The following is a 21,656-nucleotide window of genomic DNA, read 5'->3' as shown; positions in this document are numbered from 1 at the left end:
CACACCTCTTTTCAGCAATTCATTCATAACAATACTGACGTATCACCTGAAATTCCTTTTTCCTGTTTGCTTTTACCTCCGCAAATGCCTCCAGAGCTACAACACAGGAATCCATATAAAAATTTGCCCTGCCTTTCTTTCTTATCGCATCTTCGATCATATCCATAGCTCTCATCACTTTCTTTTCCTTTGAAACAGGCAATATCAGAACCTGAAGGTAATCCTCATAGGACAATCCATGTTCATTGTTTTTCCGCATGGAATCCAGTCCTTCCATCAGACTTGAAAGATTAGACAGCGAAATCTGCCAGTCTGCGGAAGTTTTTACAAGGGGAATCTTCCCTCCTGCAAAAAGTTCTCTCACATCCAGTACGCTCTCCGCAAATGCCCAGCATAAAAGCAATGCAGACTCTATCACTACTGCTGCCGGAGGAACCAGAAATCCCGACGCAATGGCTGCAGCGAGTGCCTGTGCCTCTGTTCTTTTTACATTATCTGCCATCAAACATGCAAAGTTTACGCCTTCTCTGATGAACAAGAGCTTTGATGCCACAGATTTAAGGTTATCTATATCATTGTCTCTTCCTCCAAAAACATATTCCATCTGATATGCAAGACTTTCTTTTGACGGATCTGTGTAATTTCCCAGATGATTCATCAGATACTGCTGAAACAAAACCCCGGAAGTATAACTGCTATCTGCTGTCACTCCGTCCGGCATCTCCATTCCCTGTTGCAGCTGTCTTCCCGAAACCATTGTGTCTTTGCTGACTGTCCGGGTGGAAATTTCCCGTCCGGGTGGCAAAACCAGCTCCAGTATTCCCATTTTCATAATTCTTTTTATAATACTGATGGGATTGTCAGCCTGTGGCTGCGTCGGTGCTGGCTGGGTTGATATTTGTCCTTCCTGTTGCTGCCTGTTTTCAGCTTCCTGTGCTGCCTGCCGGCTTTTCTGAGAAGCCTGATTCATTTCTGAATCATATCTGTCGATGGAGCCTCCTGTCTCCGCCTGTTTCGCTTTCAGATCCGCCTCTTCTGTTTTTCTCTCTCGATCAGACATTTTGTTGAGAAGGAGCTGTACCCCCTGACTTCCAAGAGTTTCCTGCATATACTGCACAATCTGCTGATAAAAAACCTCTCCGCACTCATCTGTCAGAAGCCGGTAACCGGTAAGTCCGCTCTGATGCAGTTCAAGTTTCTGACTGTTCTGCTTTAACACCGGTTTCATATAGGATTCCAGATTATCGCAGATCTTTGCGAGATTAAGCTGCCCGCCTCCCATGGAACCATCCAGCGCAAACAGATCATATTCCTCAAGAAGTTTCCTGTCATACTGTCCAAATACAGAATAAAGTCCGATATCCATACTGTTGAGTATTTGGGTTCTGGCCGATGCCATACGTACAGATTCTATACTTGTACATACAAGAGACAAAAGCAGACTGAGTATTAATGCAAGAAATAATGTAATGCTTCCTCTTTCCTTTCCGCAATATTTCATACAGGAAGTACACCTCCTTCTCTTTTCATCTTAAATAGAATTACTCTGTTTGGCGATCTTTGAAAGAATGCTCTGCACCAGTTCGGTCAGCTGCTCTTTGAAAATAATGACAAGCCCGATCAGGACTACAAGAATCAGAATGATCTCCACAACACCTACAGCGTCTTCTTCCTCTGCGAATCTTCGTATCAGTCCGTTTTTCTTTTTTATCTGTCTTATCAATTGTCCCATTTTTTCCCTCCATATCCAAAAGCACCCTTTACGCTGCACAGAATTTACTGCAGCACCTTATCATGTTTCTCCGTAGAAAGACATAAAAGCAGGAATCATGACAATTGCCATAACGACAATAAGCATCATGATCATCGGCACCAGAAGTTTTGTGGCTGCAGCCTCTCCAAGAACACGTGCTTTTCTCTTTCGTTCTTCCCATGCTTCGGTTGATTCTCTTTCAAGCATATCAGCCATCTGTCTGCTGCCCTTCTGGAGATTCTGGATAAGAAGCGTGGCAAATGTTTTATACTTTGCCTGACCACATCTTTCTCCAAATCTTCTGTATGCTTCACTTTCAGAAACTCCGCTTTCCATCTCATAGCAGACAATCCGTATCTCTTCATACGCAGGTCTTGGATTCCGCTTTCTCTTTCTTCCATAATCCAGAGAAATTTTCTGGAATGCCTTTCTTACAGTCATCCCGGCCTGAACCAGAAGTGTAAATTTCATGATCAGTCCCGGATAATCCATAAGAAGTTCTTCATACCGTTTCTGAAGCTGAACCTGTTCTTCTCTCCCTTTCATCACAAGAATTGCCATTGCCGCAATAAGAAACAGTCCTGTCAGAAGCATTCCGGAAGTGTCTGCCGGACTTTCCCATTTTACCTTTTTTCCATTCAGCTTATCCGGAAGATAATAATAATCCGGATCACTGCGCTGCTCGTTATACCGGGATACTGCCTCTGCAATACTTTTTTGTGCCTGTTCTTTTCTGGTCAGCTTCTTATTCTGTTTCGGTTCTTCCTCCTGCTCTTCCAGTTCCTTCTCCGGTACCTGAATGTACATGGAGACCGGTTCTTCTCCGTCAACGGATACCATAAATTCCTTCTCATATGATCCTGTATCCTCCTTTTCCAGACGGTATCCCTGAGGATACACCTGTCCACCGTTTTGCAAAGTAAGGATCATGCCCAGCAGATTTCCGGCTATCGCTACTACCGCAAAAAGTCTGATACCATCCTTCCCTCCGATTCCGGAAGATGGAATCCATCCTTTTTTCCAGCCGGTCAGTGCACACAGGATCATAACAAAAATGACAACATGTATCCACATTTGTACTGTCACACCTCAATATCTACAATCCTTCTGCCAAGCCAGTATGCCGCAGCATAAATGACAAGACAGATACTCATTGCTGCAATTCCAAAGGGATTTCCATAAAGAACACTTAAGAAGCCCGGTGAAGTCATCTGCAAGTACAGGATAATTCCCACAGGCATAAGACTCATGATCATCTGTTCTGACTTCTTTGCTGCCAGTGTAGCCTCTATCTCTTTTTTAACGTCAATCTTATCTCCAAGCATACGAGACACCTTCTGAATTACCCGGTTCATATCACCACCTGTACGCTTGGCTGTATAAAATACAGAGGCAAAATTTTCGATATCTTCTATCTGACTTCTTTCTCCAAGATCCAGAAACAGCTCTTCCAGCGGAACACTGATATGCTGCTGGCTTTCAATATAGCGAAATTCCTCCACAATATCCGTTCCCTTTCCGTAGAGTCTCTCCAAATCTCTGACACAGGTTTTTACCGCGCTTTCCACCGAATATCCGGCCTGAACCGCAACACTCAGCGAAGTAAGTGCATCCTTAAACTGATAATTCAGATTCTTCCGTCTTTCCCTGATCATACGATTTTTCTGCCATTTCAGATAAAACACAGGAACGGGAAGCATAAGAAGCAACACCCATTTACTTTTGTAAAAAAGATAATCTGCCATTATGCACAACGCCAGTGCCTGTACCATATATTTCAGAAGTTCTTTCATAGAAAAACGATAATGATCATAATTACGTTTCTGATAAAGCTGTTCTTTTTCTTTCCCTTTCATAGTTCAATCCCCGCTCTTTCCAGTTTTTCCACATGAAGGAGGGATGCTGTCTTTACAAGACCTTTCCCTTCCTGCCATTGATACAGCGGCCGGATACGGATTTCTCCATTTTCAAAGCCGCACACCTCAGTTACTTCCAGCAATTTCCTTGATTTATCCCTCATTCTTCCCAGATGTACCAGAATATCCACTCCGGAAGCAATCTGTCTTCTGATTGCTTCCAATGGAAGATCAACGCCCATCAGAACCATTGTTTCCAGTCTGGATAACATATCCCTGGCAGAATTGGCATGGGCAGTAGACAGCGACCCTTCATGCCCTGTATTCAATGCCTGAAGCATATCCATTGCCTCTCCGCCGCGGACTTCTCCCACTATGATTCTGTCCGGACGCATTCGTAATGCAGATTTGATCAGATCTCTGATCGTAACGGAAACTGCTCCTTCCATGTTTGCCATCTTTGCTTCCAGCCGGACCAGATTGTCAATTCCCCTGATGCGAAGTTCTGCATTATCTTCTATTGTGATCAGTCTTTCGTCCCTGGGGATATATTCCGACATTGCTGCAAGAAATGTAGTCTTTCCGCTTCCGGTTCCGCCTCCTATGACCATGGAATATCTGGCCTTCACAAGCTTCTCCAGAAATTCTGCACATTCCTGTGTGATACTTCCCAGTGCGATCAACTTTTCCATTGTAATGGGGTGTTCAGGAAAACGCCTTATAGTGAGAATCGGACCATTTAATGCAACCGGATAAATTACAGCATTTACCCTGGAACCATTTTCCAGCCTTGCATCCACGATCGGCATGGATTCATTGATCACACGATTACATTTTCCAACAATCTGCTGGATCACATCCTCCAGTTTCTCAGCAGAAGTAAAACTTTTATGCCATTTCATAAGCTTGCCGGCCCGTTCTACAAAAATGGTATCCGGCCCGTTTACCATGATCTCAGTCACTGTCTCATCATCCACCAGTTCCTGAAGCACATCCAGTTTGCGGACAGAATAAAACAGTTCCTGACGAAGCTGTACCTTTTCTTTCAGCGCAAGACGGACATCTTTTATCTGGTTCAGAATCAGCTCATCAATTACATCAAGGATTTCTTTATCCGATAATTCTCTGGACAGATCCAGTTCTTCCATCAGCATCTGCCGCAGCTTTCTAAATACATCTTTGTTCATCCTTTTTCCCTTTACAGCATCTTTCCGGAACTTTTTTAATTTTCTTTTTTCTGGCTTTCTTTCCTCAGAAGGTTCCGCACATAATCTCCCAGTTCACTCCACATCAGCTGTTCAACATACGCAGATGACAGACAGGTTGCCATATGAAACGGTGGATTTATCTTTTCCGTCTTTTCCAGAATCTGAGGATAATCCCAGATTCGGACCAGATTCTCAAACTGCGCAATCTTACACTGTGAAACAGCATCAGACAATACAGGCATATAAATCTTCTTACACATATCCAGCAGCTGGAAATTTTCATCAATCCCACATCCAATATCCAGCACAATCACTTCATAAGAACTGTCAAGTATAAGCATCTGAAAAAGCCGTTCCCAGTCCTGCCAGGCTGTTGTACGGATATCTGCCGGCATCTGCACAGGTGGAACATAATCCAGATTATTGATCGTCTGTATCATACTGTTCATCTTATAGAGAAGATTCTGGTTATCCTGTCTCACATAATAAAGAAGATCACTCAGATTGTGGGCAAAACCTTTTCCCATCAATTCTTCAAATCCGGAATATTCTTCCATATTCAGATAAAGAACGGCTCGTTCTTTGGCAAGTATCTGTCCAAGTGTCAATGCAAAAGAGGTTTTCAGACAACGTCCCAGAGGTGAAAATATTCCAATAATTTCTGTTGTCTTTTTTAATACAGCAATCTGATCTGCCACTGTCTTTTTTTCGGCGCCATAACATGCCATCACTTCCCGGAGAACATCAGAAGAAGACTGATATTTATACACACTTGGATACTGGTCAAGTTCCGGAGGGTGTACCCCTTCCGACAAAATGATGATCTTCCCGATATCCAGATCCCGGACTTCCCGGCACATAGCCCGCCCGGAGATCAACAGCAACTCTATATGTGTTTGTTTCCCATAGGCAATCAGGTTCTCTACAGATGTAAATGCCTGTATCTCAAAGGGAATATTCTTCTTCCGGTTCATATAGTCCATAAAGTTCAGCGCATAATCCACTTCCAGATCGCATACTGCAAAAATATTTCTTTTCAATAGATACCTCCTGCATATAACAACACACTTATAAAAACAGGAATCGTAAAATGGAAGTTTTCAGGAGCAGCAATATTTTTTCTCCGATAGGAACTAATCTTTCCCGTACTGACTGTACATTTCACATATTCAATAAAATAAAGGATACGTTCACAGAAATTGTGGTTAAAGATCAGAAGTGCGGCCGAAATGCCTGCACCTGTCAGAAAAGAAATAAAGATGCATTTTATGATAGATTCACAGCCCATTATCCCTCCCAGTGCGCAGAATAGTTTAATATCTCCGGCACCTATCATCCCAAAAGCAAAGAGGATCATAAGAAATAACGGCATTACGCTTCCCATTATAAAAAATCCAATTCCCGTAGTATTCTTTTGCCATATACAGACAAACAGTCCCACAGACATGGAAAAAATAATCCATCCGTTATCAACTTTTGCTGTACGGATATCCATGATCATGGCAGTCCCGGCAACCGTTACAGGAAAAAGGTGAAAAAATGCATATTGCATCACCTCCAGTCTTATATTTTTCGCAACTGTTTCGATACTGTTCATACAATAGGAAACAGTCAGTCTCTTCTTTGGTATTTTAAAAAAATAAAAGTGGAATTAACCGCCGAACTGACGGGATTGAATCACCAGAAGAACTCTGGTGAGTATTATTATAGGACCGGACAATCCATTTGTCCAGTCCTATTTTTTGTCGAATTTCTAAAATATTTATAAACTGTAACTATGCAAAAAGCAAAATCTGTATATTGCATAAAAACAAAAGATTGTGGTAATATTCTCCAAAATAAAGGAACATATAACTGTGCTATACTTACAGCAAACAATCTACTAATAAACAGTTATAAATATATATGTTTTACAGGTGTATATTCTTTACAGCAGGAGGTATAACTATGTGCACAGCAGCAACTTATAAAACAAAAGATTTCTATTTCGGCAGAACCCTTGATTATGAATTTTCCTACGGAGACGAAATCACCATCACTCCAAGAAACTACCCATTTCATTTCCGCCATTCTGACAAAATTCTGAACTCTCACTATGCCATCATTGGCATGGCTCATGTAGCCGGAGACTATCCGCTTTACTATGATGCCATTAACGAAAAAGGTCTCGGCATGGCAGGTCTGAATTTCGTAGGAAATGCAGTCTATGCAGAACCAGTATCGGACAAAGAAAACGTAGCCCAGTTCGAATTCATCCCATGGATTCTCAGCCAGTGTGCCACCTTAAAAGAAGCCCGCCAGAGACTCTCAACTATGAATCTCACCAACACACAGTTCAGTGAGAACTTCCCATGTGCTCAGCTCCACTGGATCCTCGCAGATGCTTCCGGCTGCCTCGTTATCGAATCCATGCAGGACGGCCTCCATATCTACGAAAATCCTGTAGGGGTACTAACCAATAACCCACCCTTCCCACAGCAGATGTTCCAGCTTAACAACTACCAGTCTCTCTCCCCTCGCCAACCAGAGAACACCTTCGCTCCAGGATTAGAACTCCAATCCTACAGCCGCGGTATGGGCGCCCTCGGCCTCCCGGGAGACCTTTCCTCCGCCTCCCGCTTTGCCAAAGTTGCCTTCACAAAAATGAACTCCAGATCCGGCGACTCCGAACTCGAAAGCGTCAGCCAGTTCTTCCACATCCTCGGCTCCGTAGATCAGCAGCGTGGTTGCTGCGAAGTAGCAAAAGGCAAATATGAGATCACTCTCTACACTTCCTGCTGCAACACAACAAAGGGAATTTATTATTATACCACCTATGAAAATCATCAGATCAATGCTGTCGATATGCATCGTGAAAATCTGGATACAACAGTCCTAATCCGATATCCTGTACTCGCAAAACAGAATATCTGTTTCCAGAATTAATGTGAAGCACTCTATACCTGTGGCAATTTCGACAAATATTCTTTAATTATAGCCATTGCCATTTTTCAGTTCTGTACGGTATAATAAAGACAAATTATTGGTTTCAAAAAGAGGTAATAACAATGGTACATTTTTTTGATATTACAAAGTTCAACTTATATAAAGAAGATAACCGGCGCGAAGTAAAAAAAGCAAATGGCGGCCTTCCTTCTTCTTTATGGGAGACTTACTCTGCTTTTGCAAATTGTTATGGCGGCGTAATTATTCTGGGAGTTGCCGAAAACAAAGATGGAACCTGGAGAACTACAGGTTTAAAAAGTACAGACAGGGACAAGCTGTTAAAACATTTCTGGGATACAATCAATAATCGAAAAAAGGTCAACGTAAATCTTCTATCTGATCAGGATGTAGAGATATATGAGAAGGATGAAGATACTATCATCGTGATTTATGTTCCTATGGCAAACAGAGAACAAAAACCTGTGTATATTAATGATGATATATTTGGCGGAACATTTCGAAGAAATCACGAAGGAGACTATCATTGTACCAAACTTCAGGTGAAAGCCATGCTCCGCGACCAGACAGACAACACTATGGATATGGATGTACTGGATGATGTTCCAATAAGCGACCTAAATTATGAAACCATTCAGGGATATCGCAACAGACATCGAGCCCTTAAACCTGCACATCCATTTGGCCGTTTAAATGATTCTGAATATTTACGCAGCATAGGAGCTGCTGCCATTTCCAATATTGATAAATGCCTTCATCCAACAGCTGCAGGAATGCTAATGTTTGGAGATGAATATAACATTGTACGACATTTCCCTGAATATTTTTTAGATTATCGTGAAATTCTGGATCCAACTATACGCTGGACCGATCGCTTACAGTCAAGTTCCGGTGAATGGTCCGGTAATATATGTGATTTTTACTTCCGAGTATATAATAAACTTGTTAAAGATATCAAGGTACCTTTTAAAACAATCGATGGAAACCGTATTGATGATACTCCCGTACATGAAGCATTGAGGGAAGCCCTCGCAAACTGTTTGATAAATGCAGACTTTTATGGTGTTCGAGGCATTGTAGTCCGAAAAGAAGCTGACAGAATAGTATTTGAAAATCCAGGATATTCCAGAACAGGAAAACAACAAATGAAAAAAGGGGGAATTTCTGATCCTCGCAACAAAGTACTCATGAAAATGTTTAATCTGATCAATATCGGCGAGCGTGCCGGCAGCGGAGTACCCAACATTTTTAACACATGGGAGGATCAAGGCTGGGTTGAACCAGTTATAGAAGAACAATTTGATCCAGATAGAACTCTTCTGATTCTTAGCTTCGATAAAAAACAAGCGATAAAAACAAGCGATAAAAAACAAGCGATAAAAACAAGCGATAAAAAACAAGCGAATAAATCCTGTCATAAAAAACAAAACCAAAAAACTTTGGAAAATATAGAAAAAATCAGAGAGTATTTATCTAAAAACAATATCTCAAAAACCAGTGATATTGCTGAATATATTGGATTAAGTCTTCCGCGAACCCGGGCTATTTTAAAAGAAATACCTGATGTATCTCCAATTGGAAATAATTCAAACAGAAAATGGACTCTGCAAAAATAATTTTCACCAGCTAAGAAACAAGTCAGAACATGGTACAAAGCAATAAAAGCATCTACGGAAAGCCTTCATCAGACCATCCAAAGATGCTTTTTATTGATATATTTTGTTTCTTTAAATTTCTTTATGACTCGTAACCCTAAGTCGTGCCATAGCTCTGGACAGAGCCAGCTGATTCATATGATACTCCTGAATACTCTGCTTCTGTCTCATCTGCTCTTCTGCTCTCTCCTTCGCTTCCTGCGCCCTGCGGATATCAATCTCCTCAGGACTCTCTGCCGTCAGACAGAACAGCTTCACACGGTTATTGATCATCTCCACAAACCCACTGCTCACAGCCAGAACATGCTTTGTGCCATCAGCTTCCTCGAAACGCATTTCTCCCGGAATGATAGCAGCAACAATATTCTCATGCTGTGCCAGAAAGGCCTGCTCACCGTCAACAGCCGGGATTGTCAGGGTTTTGGCACGTCCTGCAAACGCCAGCTTATTACTGGCATAAATCTCAAGACCAAATGTATCTGCCATAAAATCCGCTCCTTATTCCTGACCCATCTCAGTCTTTGCTTTCTCGATGACATCCTCAATTGTACCAACATTGAAGAAAGCATTTTCCGGATACTGATCCATCTCACCATCAACGATTGCCTTGAATCCACGGATGGTTTCTTTCAGAGGAACATATTTACCCTTGATACCTGTGAAGTTCTCAGCTACATGGAACGGCTGAGAAAGGAACTTCTGGATCTTTCTTGCACGGAATACAGTGCTCTTATCCTCTTCAGAAAGCTCTTCCATACCAAGAATAGCAATGATGTCCTGAAGTTCTTTATATTTCTGAAGGATTTCCTGTACTTTACGTGCTACTTCATAATGTTCTTCACCTACAACATCCGGCTCCAGGATACGGGAAGTAGATTCCAACGGGTCAACGGCCGGATAAATACCCTGCTCTACGATCTTTCTGGAAAGAACGGTTGTTGCATCCAGATGAGCAAATGTAGTTGCAGGAGCCGGGTCAGTCAGGTCATCGGCAGGTACATAGACAGCCTGTACAGATGTTACAGAACCATCCTTAGTAGAAGCGATACGTTCCTGAAGTTCACCCATCTCAGTAGCCAGTGTTGGCTGATAACCTACGGCTGAAGGCATACGTCCAAGAAGGGCGGAAACCTCGGAACCAGCCTGTACAAAACGGAAAATATTATCAATGAAAAGAAGCACATCTCTGTGTTCCTCATCTCTGAAGTACTCAGCCATTGTCAGTCCGGTTTCAGCAACACGCATACGGGATCCCGGTGGCTCGTTCATCTGTCCGAACACTAAGGCTGTTTTTTCAAGAACACCGGACTCTTTCATTTCTGACCATAAGTCGTTACCTTCACGGGAACGCTCTCCAACACCTGTGAAAATGGAATATCCGCCATGCTCTGTGGCAATGTTCTGGATCAGCTCCTGAATCAGGACTGTCTTACCAACACCGGCACCACCGAACAGACCGATCTTACCACCTTTTGCATATGGTGCAAGAAGGTCGATAACCTTAATACCTGTTTCCAGGATTTCTACAGCCGGTTTCTGATGTTCGAAATCCGGCGGATCTCTGTGGATGACCCATTTCTGTTCTCCCTCAAGGGAAGGACCGTCATCTACTGTATCACCAAGTACGTTAAATAAACGTCCCAGTGTCTTATCACCTACAGGAACCTTAATGCCGCTTCCTGTGGCGATGACTTCTCTGTCACGCTGTAAGCCTTCGCTTGCGCTCAGCATAATGCAGCGTACCATATTGTTTCCCAGATGATGGGAAACTTCCATTACACATCTTTTACCGTTGTTCTCTACCTCAAGGGCATCCTTGATCTCAGGAAGATTTCCATCTTCAAAAACAACGTCTACAACAGGTCCCATAACCTGTACAATTTTACCTTTGTTCATCGTCGTCACTTCCTTTTTTGTGCTTTTGCACCGCTGACAATCTCAGTGATTTCCTGTGTGATGGCAGCCTGACGCGCACGGTTATACTCAATGGATAACTCCCTGAGCATCTTCTTTGCACTGTCCGTAGAGGACTGCATTGCCATCATTCTGGCATTATTTTCACTGGCATACGCTTCTACAAGACATCCATAGATCAGACCAGTCAGGTAATTGGGGATCATGGTATTCAGAAGTACATCGGCTGATGGTGACAGCACAATTTCCTCCTGCGGCATGTCCGCAAGCATTGCCTGATTTGGCAGGAACTCTGCTTTCTTCAATGGAAGAAGCTGCATATTCACCGGCTCCATTGCAACTGCACTCTGCATCTCCGTATAGAAAATACGGACTTCATCCAGTTCTCTGTCCAGGAACGCTCTGGTAATCTCCTCTGAGATCAGACGCGCTCTGTGCATGGTCGGTTTCTGTACTGTATATGGAAAGTTCTCTGCGATATCCATATGTTTCTTCGTGAAATACTGACGGCCTACCATACCCAGCACATAGAGCTTGCAATGCTCATGCTCTGCCATAAACTGTTCTGTCATTTTCTGGATATTATGGTTATAGGCACCTGCCATACCTTTATCACCGGTAACTACGATACAGCCGATCTTACGGTCTTCCTCTGCGATCTTATGACGGATACTGAAAAAAGGATGCTCTGTATCCGGCATATGACGCAGGATTCTGGAAATTGCTGCCTGCATATTATAGTAATACGGCTCTGTATCGGACAGGATTCTCTTGGCCTTCTGCATCTTGGATGAAGAAATCATATACATGGCATTGGTGATCTTCATGGTGTCCTGAATGCTTTTCATTCGAGTCTGAATCTCTTTCGTACTGCCCATATCAACACCTACCTGCTCTTATCTGCAAATTCTTCTGCCACTTTCACGATCTTTTCTGCCAGTTCATCCGGAAGCTGTCTCTTCTCCTCGATCTCTCTTCCGATTTCCGGATAAGCACTGTCAAAGTAGTCCAGCATATCTCTCTGATACTTCTTCATCTTCTTAGTTTCCACATCCATCATTGCCTTGTGTGTTGCCGCACAAAGAGTGATGACCTGCTCATGAAGACTTAATGGGCTTGAAAGCGGCTGTTTCAGAAGCTCCATAAGTCCGCTTCCGTATTTCAGCTGCTGAGTTGTAGCCTCGTCCAGATCAGAACTGAACTGTGTAAAGATTTCCATCTCACGATACTGAGCCAGATCGATACGGACACTTCCTGCTGCTTTCTTCATGGCTTTTGCCTGTGCAGCACCACCAACTCGGGATACGGAAAGACCTACGTTAACCGCCGGACGCATACCGGAGTTAAACAGATCACTCTCCAGGAAGATCTGACCATCTGTGATGGAAATAACGTTTGTAGGAATATAAGCGGAAAGGTCACCTGCCTGTGTCTCAATGATAGGAAGTGCAGTGATAGAACCACCGCCGGCCTTTTCATTCAGACGGCTGGAACGCTCCAGTAATCTGGAATGGAGATAGAATACATCTCCAGGATAAGCCTCACGTCCCGGTGAACGTTCCAGAAGCAGTGACAGTGCACGATATGCAACCGCATGCTTGGATAAATCATCATAAACCATTAATACATCTTTTCCCTTATACATAAAGTACTCAGCAAGTGCAGTACCTGCATAAGGAACAATATACTGAAGCGGTGCACAGTCACTGGCTGTAGAGGAGAATACTGTTGTATAGTCCATAGCACCATGTTTCTCCAGAGTAGATACGATCTTAGCTACTGTGGAAGCTTTCTGTCCGATTGCAACATAGATACAGATTACATCTTTGCCTTTCTGGTTCAGAATGGTATCCAGTGCAACGGAAGTCTTACCTGTCTGTCTGTCACCGATGATCAGCTCACGCTGGCCACGGCCGATGGGGAACATGGAGTCAATAGAAAGAATACCTGTTTCCAGAGGAACTGTTACAGATTTTCTGTCAATAATTCCAGGTGCCGGATTCTCTACCGGACGATACCCGTCTGCCTTGATCTCACCTTTACCATCGATCGGCGCTCCCAGAGCGTTTACGATCCTTCCGATAAAAGCGTCACCTACAGGCACACCTGCCTGCTTCTGGGTTCTTGCTACCTTTGTTCCTTCTTTAATCCCTGTATCTTTACCGAACAGAATACATCCGATGCTGTTTGCACGGATATCCTGAACCATACCTTTCAGACCATTCTCAAAGGTTACAACCTCGCCATACATAGCATGATCAATACCATGTACCGTGGCGATACCATCTCCGACGGAGATGACTGTTCCTACTTCCTGGTCCTTGCTGATTTCGTCATAATTCTTAATTTCTTCTTTCAGAATCGAAATGATTTCATCTGGATTCATTGCAGCCAACTTTTATTCACCTCCGTGTCAATTTCTGTCTTAAATTGTTATAACGTCCGCGGAGACTCCAGTCGAACTCTTTGTCTCCGGCAGAAAGAATGAAGCCTCCGATCAAAGATTTGTCTTCTCTGAGAGTAAGGATTACTTCCTTTGCTCCAAATTCCCTGCGAAGGAAATCTTCCATCTTCTCTTTCTGGGCTTCTTCCGGTTTTGTTACATATGTGAGAACAGCTTTCAGGATTCCTTTCTGCTTGCGGCTGTAATTGCCATATGCTTCCAGGATATCATAAATGCTGCTGATTTTCTGATATTTACAGGTCACCTTCAGGAAATTTTTCATCTCCTGTGGGAATACCCTGTCAATTACATGTTCTTTTTCTTTTAAAGAAACCAGCGGATTCTCAAGAGCACCCTTTAACTGCGGGGTACTCCTGAAAATCTTTTCTGTCTCCAAAACAGCTTCTTCCGGGACAGAAAGCTCATATAATGCTTTTGCATAATTAATGCTTGTTTCCGTCATTGGAATCACCTGCCTCTTTTATAAACTGGTCATAAAGGGACAAATCCTGCTGACTGCTGTTTTTCTCTCCCATGATCTTTGAGGCTGCATCCAGCGCGATCTCTGCCACTCTGCTTTCCATAGCCTTCATAGCATTTTCCTGCTCTGTCCTGATATCTGCCTTTGCTTTGTCAAGCATTGTACCAGCCTGTGTGTTTGCATCTTTTACAATACGCTCAGCCTGTACTTTTGCCTCATCCTTCGCCTGGTTTACAATACGCATGGATTCGTCTTTCGCAGATTTCAGTGCATCTTCATATTTGCCTTTCAGTTCATATGCCTGTTCTTCTGTATCTTTGGCACTTGCGAACTGCTGGTCGATCATGTTTTTTCTCTGCTCCATCACATTGAGGATCGGACCAAATAAGAACTTTTTCATTAAAAGATAAAGAACAATCAGGTTAATAATTGTAAAGACCAGGTTGATGTTAATCTCGATCACCTGTCCCACCTGCCTTTCTTAGTTATTCTTTATCCATCAATTAGCCAAGCATGATAACGATCAGAAGACCGATAACGAAACCGTAAATAGCTGTTGCCTCGGCAAGGGCACATCCTAAAAGAAGGGATTTGCTGATCTTGCTTTCTGCTTCCGGCTGTCTTGCGATTGCTTCTACTGCTTTGGATGTTGCCATACCAATACCGATACCAGCGCCAATACCTGTTAAAACTGCGATTCCTGCTCCAATAGCTACTAACATAACTTTTTCCTCCTGTTGTTTAACTGAAATAAACTAAATATTACAAATCTTTCTTCACAATATGCTATCCTGTCGATATTCCGATGAAATCATTTGATGCCTGTGCAACAGATGTCTGTACCAACGGTTGTTTATGACCGTTATGACCCACCGAATATCCGGACAGCATTTAAGTGCTGTTCATAACTGCTGTCTTATCCCTTATGTCCCGCGTCTCAGGTCTTATATAGGTGTCATATTCCTGTATGAACAGTAATCTTTTTATTCAATAGCTTCTTTGATAAATAAAGAAGTTAAGAATACAAATACATACGCCTGAATGAATCCGTCAAAGAAATCAAAATACAGACTGAATGGAATAGGAAGAACTGCCGGGCATATAAACTCAAGAAGTTTCATAACCACATAGCTTCCTAACACATTACCAAAAAGTCGCATACAAAGTGATGTAGGTCGAATAACGACCTCCAGAATATTAATCGGCAGCATGATCGGTGCCGGCTCTGCGAAGCTTTTAAGAAAGCCTTTCAGACCTTTCTTATGGAATCCTGCATACTCGATCAGAAAAATACTTGTGATCGCAAGACCGATCGTACAGTTTAAATCCTTTGTAGGCGGTACAAATCCAAACACACCGAAAATGTTTGCAATTCCAATGTAAATGACAACTGTCATCAGATAGGGAATATACATTTTTCCCTCTTCTCCAAGGATATCCTTAAAGAAGTTATGAAGAAAACTGACACCGGTTTCCAGCAAAAGCTGTTTCTTACCGGGGTTTTCCACACTCAGGTTTCTTACGAGCACCAATGACAAAATTAAAAGCACTGCCATGATCACCCATGTCACTGCTACTGACTCTGCAACTGGTATTCCTCCAAACACCGGTATGGTAAAAACTGTCTTACATTGAAGTTCTTCCATTAACGTGTCTGCTAAATTACCCGTTTCTTTTCCCTCCTTTTTCTATTTAAATCTCCGGAAGATATTCTGGCTTTTTATGCTGTCTGCCTCAGATGCCTCAGCCAGGATTCCTAAACTTATGTCTGTAAAATATTTCATAAGCTTTCCATCGATTCAAGATTTTGAGATTATTATATTAAAATCCGTTAAAAAGTCAACAATTATTTTGACTATTTCTGGCAAAAATAGATTTTCTTTTTGTGCATTTCATCCAGATATTTTGATTGAAAAATAGATTTTCATAATTTTTTTAATGCATTTTCACGAAAAAAAGGCAATTTTCATTGACCGAACTGTAAGCAGATGATATTATTTTATATGGTTTTTATATAAATTTTATATCTCTGCACTTACCAATCCTTATATTGGTAATACCAAACAGGAGGTTTTTTATGCAAATCATTTGTCTGGGAGACAGCATTACGGACTGTAATCATTTATTTGAAGATTTTCCTCTGGGAAATGGGTATGTACAGATACTCTCAGAAATGTTCCGTAATCAGACTCCTTCTTTCTCCATATCCGCAGATACCGTCGGACGCTCATCAAGCGCTGTACAGTTAACAGATAAATCAACAGGCGCCATACATTTCAGGAACTGTGGCATAGATGGCTTCACTGTGACAAGAGTCCTTGAAAATATCCACCAACACCGTATTTCTTTGCATCACTCTCCTGTTGTAACTCTGCTGATCGGCATCAATGATATCGGTCTGATAATGAACACAGACCGGACGGATTCTCAGAAAGAACAGATGATGAGAGAGTTTGCCACTCATTACAATGAATTATTGGATCTGCTCACTGCAGATGCCAGGCAGGTAATCCTTATGGAACCCTTTATCTTTCCACATCCGGAAGAATATGAGACATGGATTCCCTATGTCCATACCATGTCTGATATTATCCGACAGCTCTCTGTCAGATTCAGACTTCCATTTCTGCCTCTGCATAACTATTTTAATAAGGAAGCAACTCAATCGGGATTTGATACCATAACAACAGACGGGATTCATCTTACCTTGTATGGACATAAGCTTCTGGCCGAGAAACTGTTCCCTCTCCTTCAAAGCATTGATAACAATCCCTGAACAGATAAGCTATTGCGCATTTTCCCGGAACTTTGTATAATAAATCACTGTCCTCGCTCATATCTGCGGACTTATTATGGAAAGGAGTCTTCCTTATATTATGGAAACTACAATTAAACAGATTGAAGATATGTCTCTGAATGCCTGGCCATCTCACAAGATGGAATTATACGACGGCTGGATCCTGAGATTTTCTTATTTTTATACACACAGAACCAACAGCGTAGAACAGTTCGGCAATTCCACCCTCACCTGGCGGGAAAAAATCCCATATTGTGAAAGCGTATATAAGCGTCTGGGAACCCCCGCTGTATTTAAGATCAGTCCTCTTGTCTCTCCTGACTTTGATTATGTTCTGGAGAATCGGGGATATGCCATCCAGCATACCACCAATGTCATGGCAATGAGCATGAACGCCGCACATCTGGATACTCCATATCCTGATGTAACCTTCTGTGACAATATTCCCTCCGAATGGATTGAAAGTCTGTTCCGTTTAAAAAACACCACCAATCCCATCCACCGGAAGGTTGTTCCATCTATGTATCAGGCAATCCTCAAGGAAACCATCTGTGCTTCCATCCGCATGGACAACCAGATCATCGCAACCGGACTTGGTATTCTGGACAGAGATTATATCGGCATCTATGCCATCCATGTCAAAGAAGAATACCGCAAACATGGCTATGCCCGTCAGATCTGCACCGGACTTCTGAAAGAAGGAATGAAAAAAGGTGCACAGAATGCATATCTTCAGGTTGTAGAAGGAAATGACAATGCCCGCGCTCTTTATAAATCGCTGGGGTTTCATCAGCTATACACCTACTGGTTCCGCGTGCAGCCGGATGAGAACGGAAATTTCCCGCCTGAGAAATAAAAAAGAACTATCTGTAAAGCATTTTCATTTTCTGCTTTTACAGATAGTTCTTAATTTTTATAGATTTTAACTTTTCTTTTTCGGGGAATCAGTTGATTCATTTAACATAGTTCGCGCCAACTATGTTGTATATCATTTTAATTTTAATATTCAAGTCTTATTCTGTATTTTATCTCTGACTTAATTATGTTACTGTTCACTCCGTTCACAGTAACGTAGCCAAAATTCATTCCAGATTGCCTGCGGCAATGGAATTTTGGCTTGTATGTCTCGGGATTTTGGCATATTCATGCCAAAACACCTCGCGGAATAGTGGTGTGTGAACAGTAACTCAATTATACTGTTTTGTTTTTCAGCACTGCAGGTGATGTATTACCTACAACCATCGCTGTCAGCGGGCTGAAATACAGCAGACATGTTAATACACAGTAAATCGGGATCATAATTGCAAACTGTACCAGTCTTCCGGGCATGATCGCATAGAAATTATATCCAAGCATGATCACAAGTCCTGCTGTTGTAAGCACCAGAGAGCTGAGAACTGCAGTTACCACGATAGATACGCAGATACCAACTGTCTTTCCTGTTTTCTTTCTGTTTGCAAATAATGGTTTTGCAAGGGCAGGAAGCACACCCCAGAGGATTGCTGCAACTGTGATAAACGGATTTACAGCATAGCCTTTCATAAAGCACCCGATAATATCCGCACATAATCCACAGACACCACCAGCTACCGGGCCAAGCCACAGACCTGCAAGGATTGTACATACACTTCCCACAGAAATACGGTACGCACCAAGATCAATGACCAGAACTCGTGTGAGTACCAGATGCATGGCGATCAGAAGAGCCATGAACACCAATGTTTTTACGTTCCAATATTGTTTTTTCTGCATAATAAAAACACCTCCATAATGTGTTTAAAAAATAGAGTAGTTACATAAATAATAATCCCTCCACATTATGAGATGTCCTCACATGTAGCAACGGGTGCGGAAATTATATCGTAAGCAGCTCGCTTTTCTGCTTTTCGTTTCACGGCGACTCCCCAGCCTGTGAACACTTGACGCATAAAATCCTACTTCGCTATTATTTATTTATCGAAATTATAACACAATCCATAAAAATTACAATATATTTTCCGTTATTATTTTCACAAATTTGAATGCTGCTTTTTGTTCATTCTATACGAATAATCTGCTTTTTTACTTGAGAGTATTGCTGCAAACACTCATAAGTCTATGAATAAAACAGCCGCATATACTAATACTATAACATTATGCAGCAGTCCGGCATCTTCAGCAATGAGAAATTACATGAATACAGATATTCCGTCCCGGTCTGCTATAATCATGGAGGTAAAAAAATGTCAGAAATATGCAAAAATAACTGCCAAAATCCTTATAATATATGTTATGATAATTACCTGAATACCAACGCCTGTACGGAATGTACCGGCCTGATATGCACTCCTGCCAAAGACAATGACGAGTGGGAAAGCTACCGGAAAATTTTTGATTTTATCCCTGAACCGCCGGAAGACGGTATCCCTCTCTGTAAATAATTATTGCATACGGCAGGAATCATGTTCAAACGAATGATTTATCGGAGGTCCTGTCTATATTATGAAAAAACTGCTTGCTGCATGTGTCTGTGCCGGCCTTAGCTTTTCTTTTGCCGGATGCAGCCCTGAAACCATACTGGAACAATTCACATCCACCGGAGACACATCCGTCCGGGAACTTACTTCTTCATCTGACACCACAACTGAAACCGAAACAAAAGACCGTATCTATATGGATGAACTTTCCGGTACCCTGCAGGATTTTTCAGGAAGCCAGCTTATTCTGAACACGGACAGTGCCTCCTATGTATTTAATGTTTCCAATGCCACCCTGGAATGTAAAGGCGGCATGATCACCGGCGATGAGATCAGTATCATTTACGAAGGTCAGCTTTCCGGTACTGACACAGGCAGTGTACATGTTCTGAAGGTTGTAGATGAATTTCATAAAAAAAATAAGCTGAAAAAGCGCACTGCGCATGGGCAGGTCATTTCCCTGACTTCCAATACCATCACAATAAAATCAAAGAAAGGAAAAACAGCCACCTATCCGATCACAGGAACAAAACAATATTATCAGAATGGAATCAAAGCCGGTGACTGGGTTTACCTTACATTCAAGGGGAAATTCCCGGATACCTCCAATGATTCTTCCGTATCCTTAAATGCCAGTCACCTGAAAGTACTGAGTATTTCTGATCTGAAAGATCTGGAAATACCGGATCCTACCCCAACTCCGGATCCAAAACTCACACAGACACCGGAGCAGATAGAAAATAAAGAAAAACAGCTGCTGGCAACTGTACAGGGAGTAAATCTGAATATCCTCCGGATTCTTCCTGCCGGAAGTGACACCTCCTTTAATCTGGATATGTCAGCAATCCCCGCTTACTTCAAGGGAGGAATTGCCCCGGGATCTCATGTTAATGTTACTTATATCGGAGATCTGGAAACAACATCCCTGGAAGAAGTCCGTATTATTGCTGTGACAGGTGAGGATCCTGATACCATTAATGACAAACATATTTCCTTTACAGTAACCGGCACGATCATTGGAAGTACTGCCAACACCATCACTGTACAGACAGATGACGGTGCCATAGATACCTTCCGTACAGAAAACGCGCAGGATCTCACTGCAGGCGGCATGGAATACGGCGACTATGTGTGTGTTACCTTCCATCCATCCAAATCAAAATCTTCTAATATTTATACAGCAATTAAGGTACAGGATGCGTAAATTTCTTCTTGATTTCCGCTTCACCTTCCGCAAGCCAGCGGTATGCAGCATCCTGATCTCCCAGGATTTCTGCAAAAGACTGAACTTCATCCCGAATTCCTTTTCCATGAAGAACTCTGTAAGCCCCCGCATCACTTCCGGGGGCTGTTTTTATTCCCAGCCGGAATGCTTTTCTGATATTCTCTTCTGCAGATTCTATGATTGGTTTCAGAGTCTCATCATCATAACGTCCGTCTCCCAGAAGATTTCTCACTGTAACCAGAGTCGGAACCCAGACTGTATCACTCTCCGCCAGCATGGTAAGGCTTTCTTCATTCATATAGTTTCCATGCTCCAGACTATCCACTCCGGCAGCCACCGCTGCCTGTACTCCGCAATCTCCGTTGGTATGGGACATGACAGCCATACCTTCCTCATGTGCAATATGTACCATTTCCTTTACCTCTGACCCATCCAGAGGTGTTCCGGTAATCGCTCCATGTTCATTAAAATCCAGAATCCCGGTAGTCATGATCTTAATAAAATCTGCCCCTGCCTGTTTCGCCTCCAGAACACGCTTATGAAATTCCACCATTGTGGCAAAACCTTTTCCCACAATCGAGCCATAATGCCCTTCTTTATGAATGGCAAATATCGGAGTTCTGTAATCTATCCCATACTCTGGTGCAAGCTCTTTCGCTCTTGCAGAAACACCCAGCGCATCACCGCCATCACGTACAAAAACAATTCCCCGTTCCTGGTATGCTTTCAGATGCTCTCTTATGATCTTGTCGTCCGGTCCATTTTTATGCATATCAACTGCATGGCGGTAATTCACGCCATCCATAATGATATGCGCATGACATTCTCCAAACATTTCCTGTTTCTCTTCCTTTTCTCTGCTACTTTCCTAACTCAAAACACACAGTCAGACGGATAAACCCATCCGCTCCGCTATGCAACTCTA

Annotated in this window: 23 protein-coding genes and 1 riboswitch; of the genes, 6 read left to right on the top strand and 17 right to left on the bottom strand. The window is 42.5% G+C overall.

Going from position 1 to position 21,656, the window contains the following annotated elements; translation table 11 throughout:
- Positions 1-19 precede the first annotated feature (19 nt).
- From NQ550_RS01455 to NQ550_RS01425, 7 genes are read right to left on the bottom strand one after another with little or no spacing between them, the layout of a single operon-like run.
- Positions 20-1,501, bottom strand: a complete 1,482-nt coding sequence (locus NQ550_RS01455; RefSeq protein ID WP_022380465.1) for a DUF5702 domain-containing protein — start codon at positions 1,499-1,501, stop codon at positions 20-22.
- 30 nt (positions 1,502-1,531) lie between these two features.
- On the bottom strand, positions 1,532-1,732 hold the full coding sequence (locus NQ550_RS01450) for a Flp1 family type IVb pilin (RefSeq protein WP_020993262.1): 201 nt from the start codon (positions 1,730-1,732) through the stop codon (positions 1,532-1,534).
- Between the two features lie 60 nt (positions 1,733-1,792).
- Complete coding sequence (locus NQ550_RS01445) at positions 1,793-2,827, bottom strand: type II secretion system F family protein (RefSeq protein WP_025578558.1); 1,035 nt, start codon at positions 2,825-2,827, stop codon at positions 1,793-1,795.
- 8 nt (positions 2,828-2,835) lie between these two features.
- Positions 2,836-3,609: a type II secretion system F family protein gene (locus tag NQ550_RS01440; RefSeq protein WP_025578556.1), complete on the bottom strand. Its 774-nt coding sequence runs from the start codon at positions 3,607-3,609 to the stop codon at positions 2,836-2,838.
- Complete coding sequence (locus tag NQ550_RS01435; RefSeq protein WP_008706987.1) at positions 3,606-4,796, bottom strand: CpaF family protein; 1,191 nt, start codon at positions 4,794-4,796, stop codon at positions 3,606-3,608. Before NQ550_RS01435 ends, NQ550_RS01440 begins: the two co-directional genes overlap by 4 nt.
- A gap of 35 nt (positions 4,797-4,831) precedes the next feature.
- On the bottom strand, positions 4,832-5,857 hold the full coding sequence (locus NQ550_RS01430; RefSeq protein WP_025578554.1) for a P-loop NTPase family protein: 1,026 nt from the start codon (positions 5,855-5,857) through the stop codon (positions 4,832-4,834).
- Positions 5,854-6,414 (bottom strand): prepilin peptidase, encoded by a 561-nt coding sequence (locus NQ550_RS01425; RefSeq protein WP_025578553.1) that lies wholly within the window; start codon positions 6,412-6,414, stop codon positions 5,854-5,856. Before NQ550_RS01425 ends, NQ550_RS01430 begins: the two co-directional genes overlap by 4 nt.
- A 350-nt stretch (positions 6,415-6,764) precedes the next feature.
- On the opposite strand from NQ550_RS01425, the gene bsh reads away from it, so the two are divergent.
- A complete protein-coding gene (gene bsh, locus NQ550_RS01420) occupies positions 6,765-7,742 on the top strand; it encodes a choloylglycine hydrolase (RefSeq protein ID WP_025578551.1) in 978 nt (325 codons plus the stop codon).
- 122 nt (positions 7,743-7,864) lie between these two features.
- Entirely contained in the window at positions 7,865-9,376 is a 1,512-nt protein-coding gene (locus tag NQ550_RS01415; RefSeq protein ID WP_008706995.1) for an ATP-binding protein, read from the top strand.
- Between the two features lie 111 nt (positions 9,377-9,487).
- On the opposite strand, the gene atpC is transcribed toward NQ550_RS01415, so the two are convergent.
- The 8 genes from atpC to NQ550_RS01375 form a co-directional block, all read right to left on the bottom strand.
- Positions 9,488-9,901, bottom strand: a complete 414-nt coding sequence (gene atpC / locus NQ550_RS01410; protein WP_008706997.1) for an ATP synthase F1 subunit epsilon — start codon at positions 9,899-9,901, stop codon at positions 9,488-9,490.
- A gap of 12 nt (positions 9,902-9,913) precedes the next feature.
- A complete protein-coding gene (atpD, locus tag NQ550_RS01405; RefSeq protein ID WP_008706999.1) occupies positions 9,914-11,311 on the bottom strand; it encodes a F0F1 ATP synthase subunit beta in 1,398 nt (465 codons plus the stop codon).
- Between the two features lie 5 nt (positions 11,312-11,316).
- Positions 11,317-12,207 carry an ATP synthase F1 subunit gamma gene (atpG, locus tag NQ550_RS01400; RefSeq protein WP_025581050.1) on the bottom strand — a complete coding sequence of 297 codons (891 nt, stop codon included), beginning with the start codon at positions 12,205-12,207 and terminating at the stop codon, positions 11,317-11,319.
- Between the two features lie 8 nt (positions 12,208-12,215).
- Positions 12,216-13,715: a F0F1 ATP synthase subunit alpha gene (gene atpA / locus NQ550_RS01395; RefSeq protein ID WP_044996912.1), complete on the bottom strand. Its 1,500-nt coding sequence runs from the start codon at positions 13,713-13,715 to the stop codon at positions 12,216-12,218.
- Positions 13,716-13,731: 16 nt separating this feature from the next.
- Positions 13,732-14,235, bottom strand: a complete 504-nt coding sequence (gene atpH, locus NQ550_RS01390) for an ATP synthase F1 subunit delta (protein ID WP_022380458.1) — start codon at positions 14,233-14,235, stop codon at positions 13,732-13,734.
- A complete protein-coding gene (gene atpF / locus NQ550_RS01385; RefSeq protein ID WP_025581051.1) occupies positions 14,216-14,716 on the bottom strand; it encodes a F0F1 ATP synthase subunit B in 501 nt (166 codons plus the stop codon). The genes atpH and atpF overlap by 20 nt, the downstream gene beginning before the upstream one ends.
- A 40-nt stretch (positions 14,717-14,756) precedes the next feature.
- The gene (gene atpE / locus NQ550_RS01380) at positions 14,757-14,975 is read right to left on the bottom strand and encodes an ATP synthase F0 subunit C (RefSeq protein WP_008707007.1); all 219 of its coding nucleotides are present in this window, start codon (positions 14,973-14,975) and stop codon (positions 14,757-14,759) included.
- 261 nt (positions 14,976-15,236) lie between these two features.
- Positions 15,237-15,899 carry a F0F1 ATP synthase subunit A gene (locus NQ550_RS01375; protein WP_008707008.1) on the bottom strand — a complete coding sequence of 221 codons (663 nt, stop codon included), beginning with the start codon at positions 15,897-15,899 and terminating at the stop codon, positions 15,237-15,239.
- A gap of 431 nt (positions 15,900-16,330) precedes the next feature.
- On the opposite strand from NQ550_RS01375, the gene NQ550_RS01370 reads away from it, so the two are divergent.
- Both NQ550_RS01370 and NQ550_RS01365 read left to right on the top strand, forming a co-directional pair.
- A complete protein-coding gene (locus tag NQ550_RS01370) occupies positions 16,331-17,029 on the top strand; it encodes an SGNH/GDSL hydrolase family protein (RefSeq protein ID WP_025581052.1) in 699 nt (232 codons plus the stop codon).
- 100 nt (positions 17,030-17,129) lie between these two features.
- Complete coding sequence (locus NQ550_RS01365; protein WP_025581053.1) at positions 17,130-17,906, top strand: GNAT family N-acetyltransferase; 777 nt, start codon at positions 17,130-17,132, stop codon at positions 17,904-17,906.
- A 335-nt stretch (positions 17,907-18,241) separates the two neighbouring features.
- On the opposite strand, the gene NQ550_RS01360 is transcribed toward NQ550_RS01365, so the two are convergent.
- Complete coding sequence (locus NQ550_RS01360; RefSeq protein ID WP_008707011.1) at positions 18,242-18,802, bottom strand: folate family ECF transporter S component; 561 nt, start codon at positions 18,800-18,802, stop codon at positions 18,242-18,244.
- An 86-nt stretch (positions 18,803-18,888) separates the two neighbouring features.
- Positions 18,889-18,994: riboswitch (THF riboswitch) on the bottom strand.
- A 278-nt stretch (positions 18,995-19,272) separates the two neighbouring features.
- On the opposite strand from NQ550_RS01360, the gene NQ550_RS01355 reads away from it, so the two are divergent.
- Positions 19,273-19,470 (top strand): hypothetical protein, encoded by a 198-nt coding sequence (locus NQ550_RS01355; RefSeq protein ID WP_025579893.1) that lies wholly within the window; start codon positions 19,273-19,275, stop codon positions 19,468-19,470.
- Positions 19,471-19,531: 61 nt separating this feature from the next.
- Positions 19,532-20,710 carry a hypothetical protein gene (locus tag NQ550_RS01350; RefSeq protein ID WP_008707014.1) on the top strand — a complete coding sequence of 393 codons (1,179 nt, stop codon included), beginning with the start codon at positions 19,532-19,534 and terminating at the stop codon, positions 20,708-20,710.
- Here the strand turns inward: NQ550_RS01350 and NQ550_RS01345 are convergent.
- Positions 20,691-21,566, bottom strand: coding sequence for an amidohydrolase family protein (locus NQ550_RS01345; RefSeq protein ID WP_025579890.1), 876 nt, complete (start codon positions 21,564-21,566; stop codon positions 20,691-20,693). The two genes, NQ550_RS01350 and NQ550_RS01345, sit on opposite strands and share 20 nt — an antisense overlap.
- Positions 21,567-21,656 lie beyond the last annotated feature (90 nt).

Source organism: Blautia wexlerae DSM 19850, assembly GCF_025148125.1.
In the GTDB taxonomy this organism is placed as follows: Bacteria; Bacillota; Clostridia; order Lachnospirales; family Lachnospiraceae; genus Blautia_A; species Blautia_A wexlerae.
The sequence above is the reverse complement of the archived record's forward strand: the minus strand, read 5'-3'. Positions and strand labels throughout refer to the sequence as shown.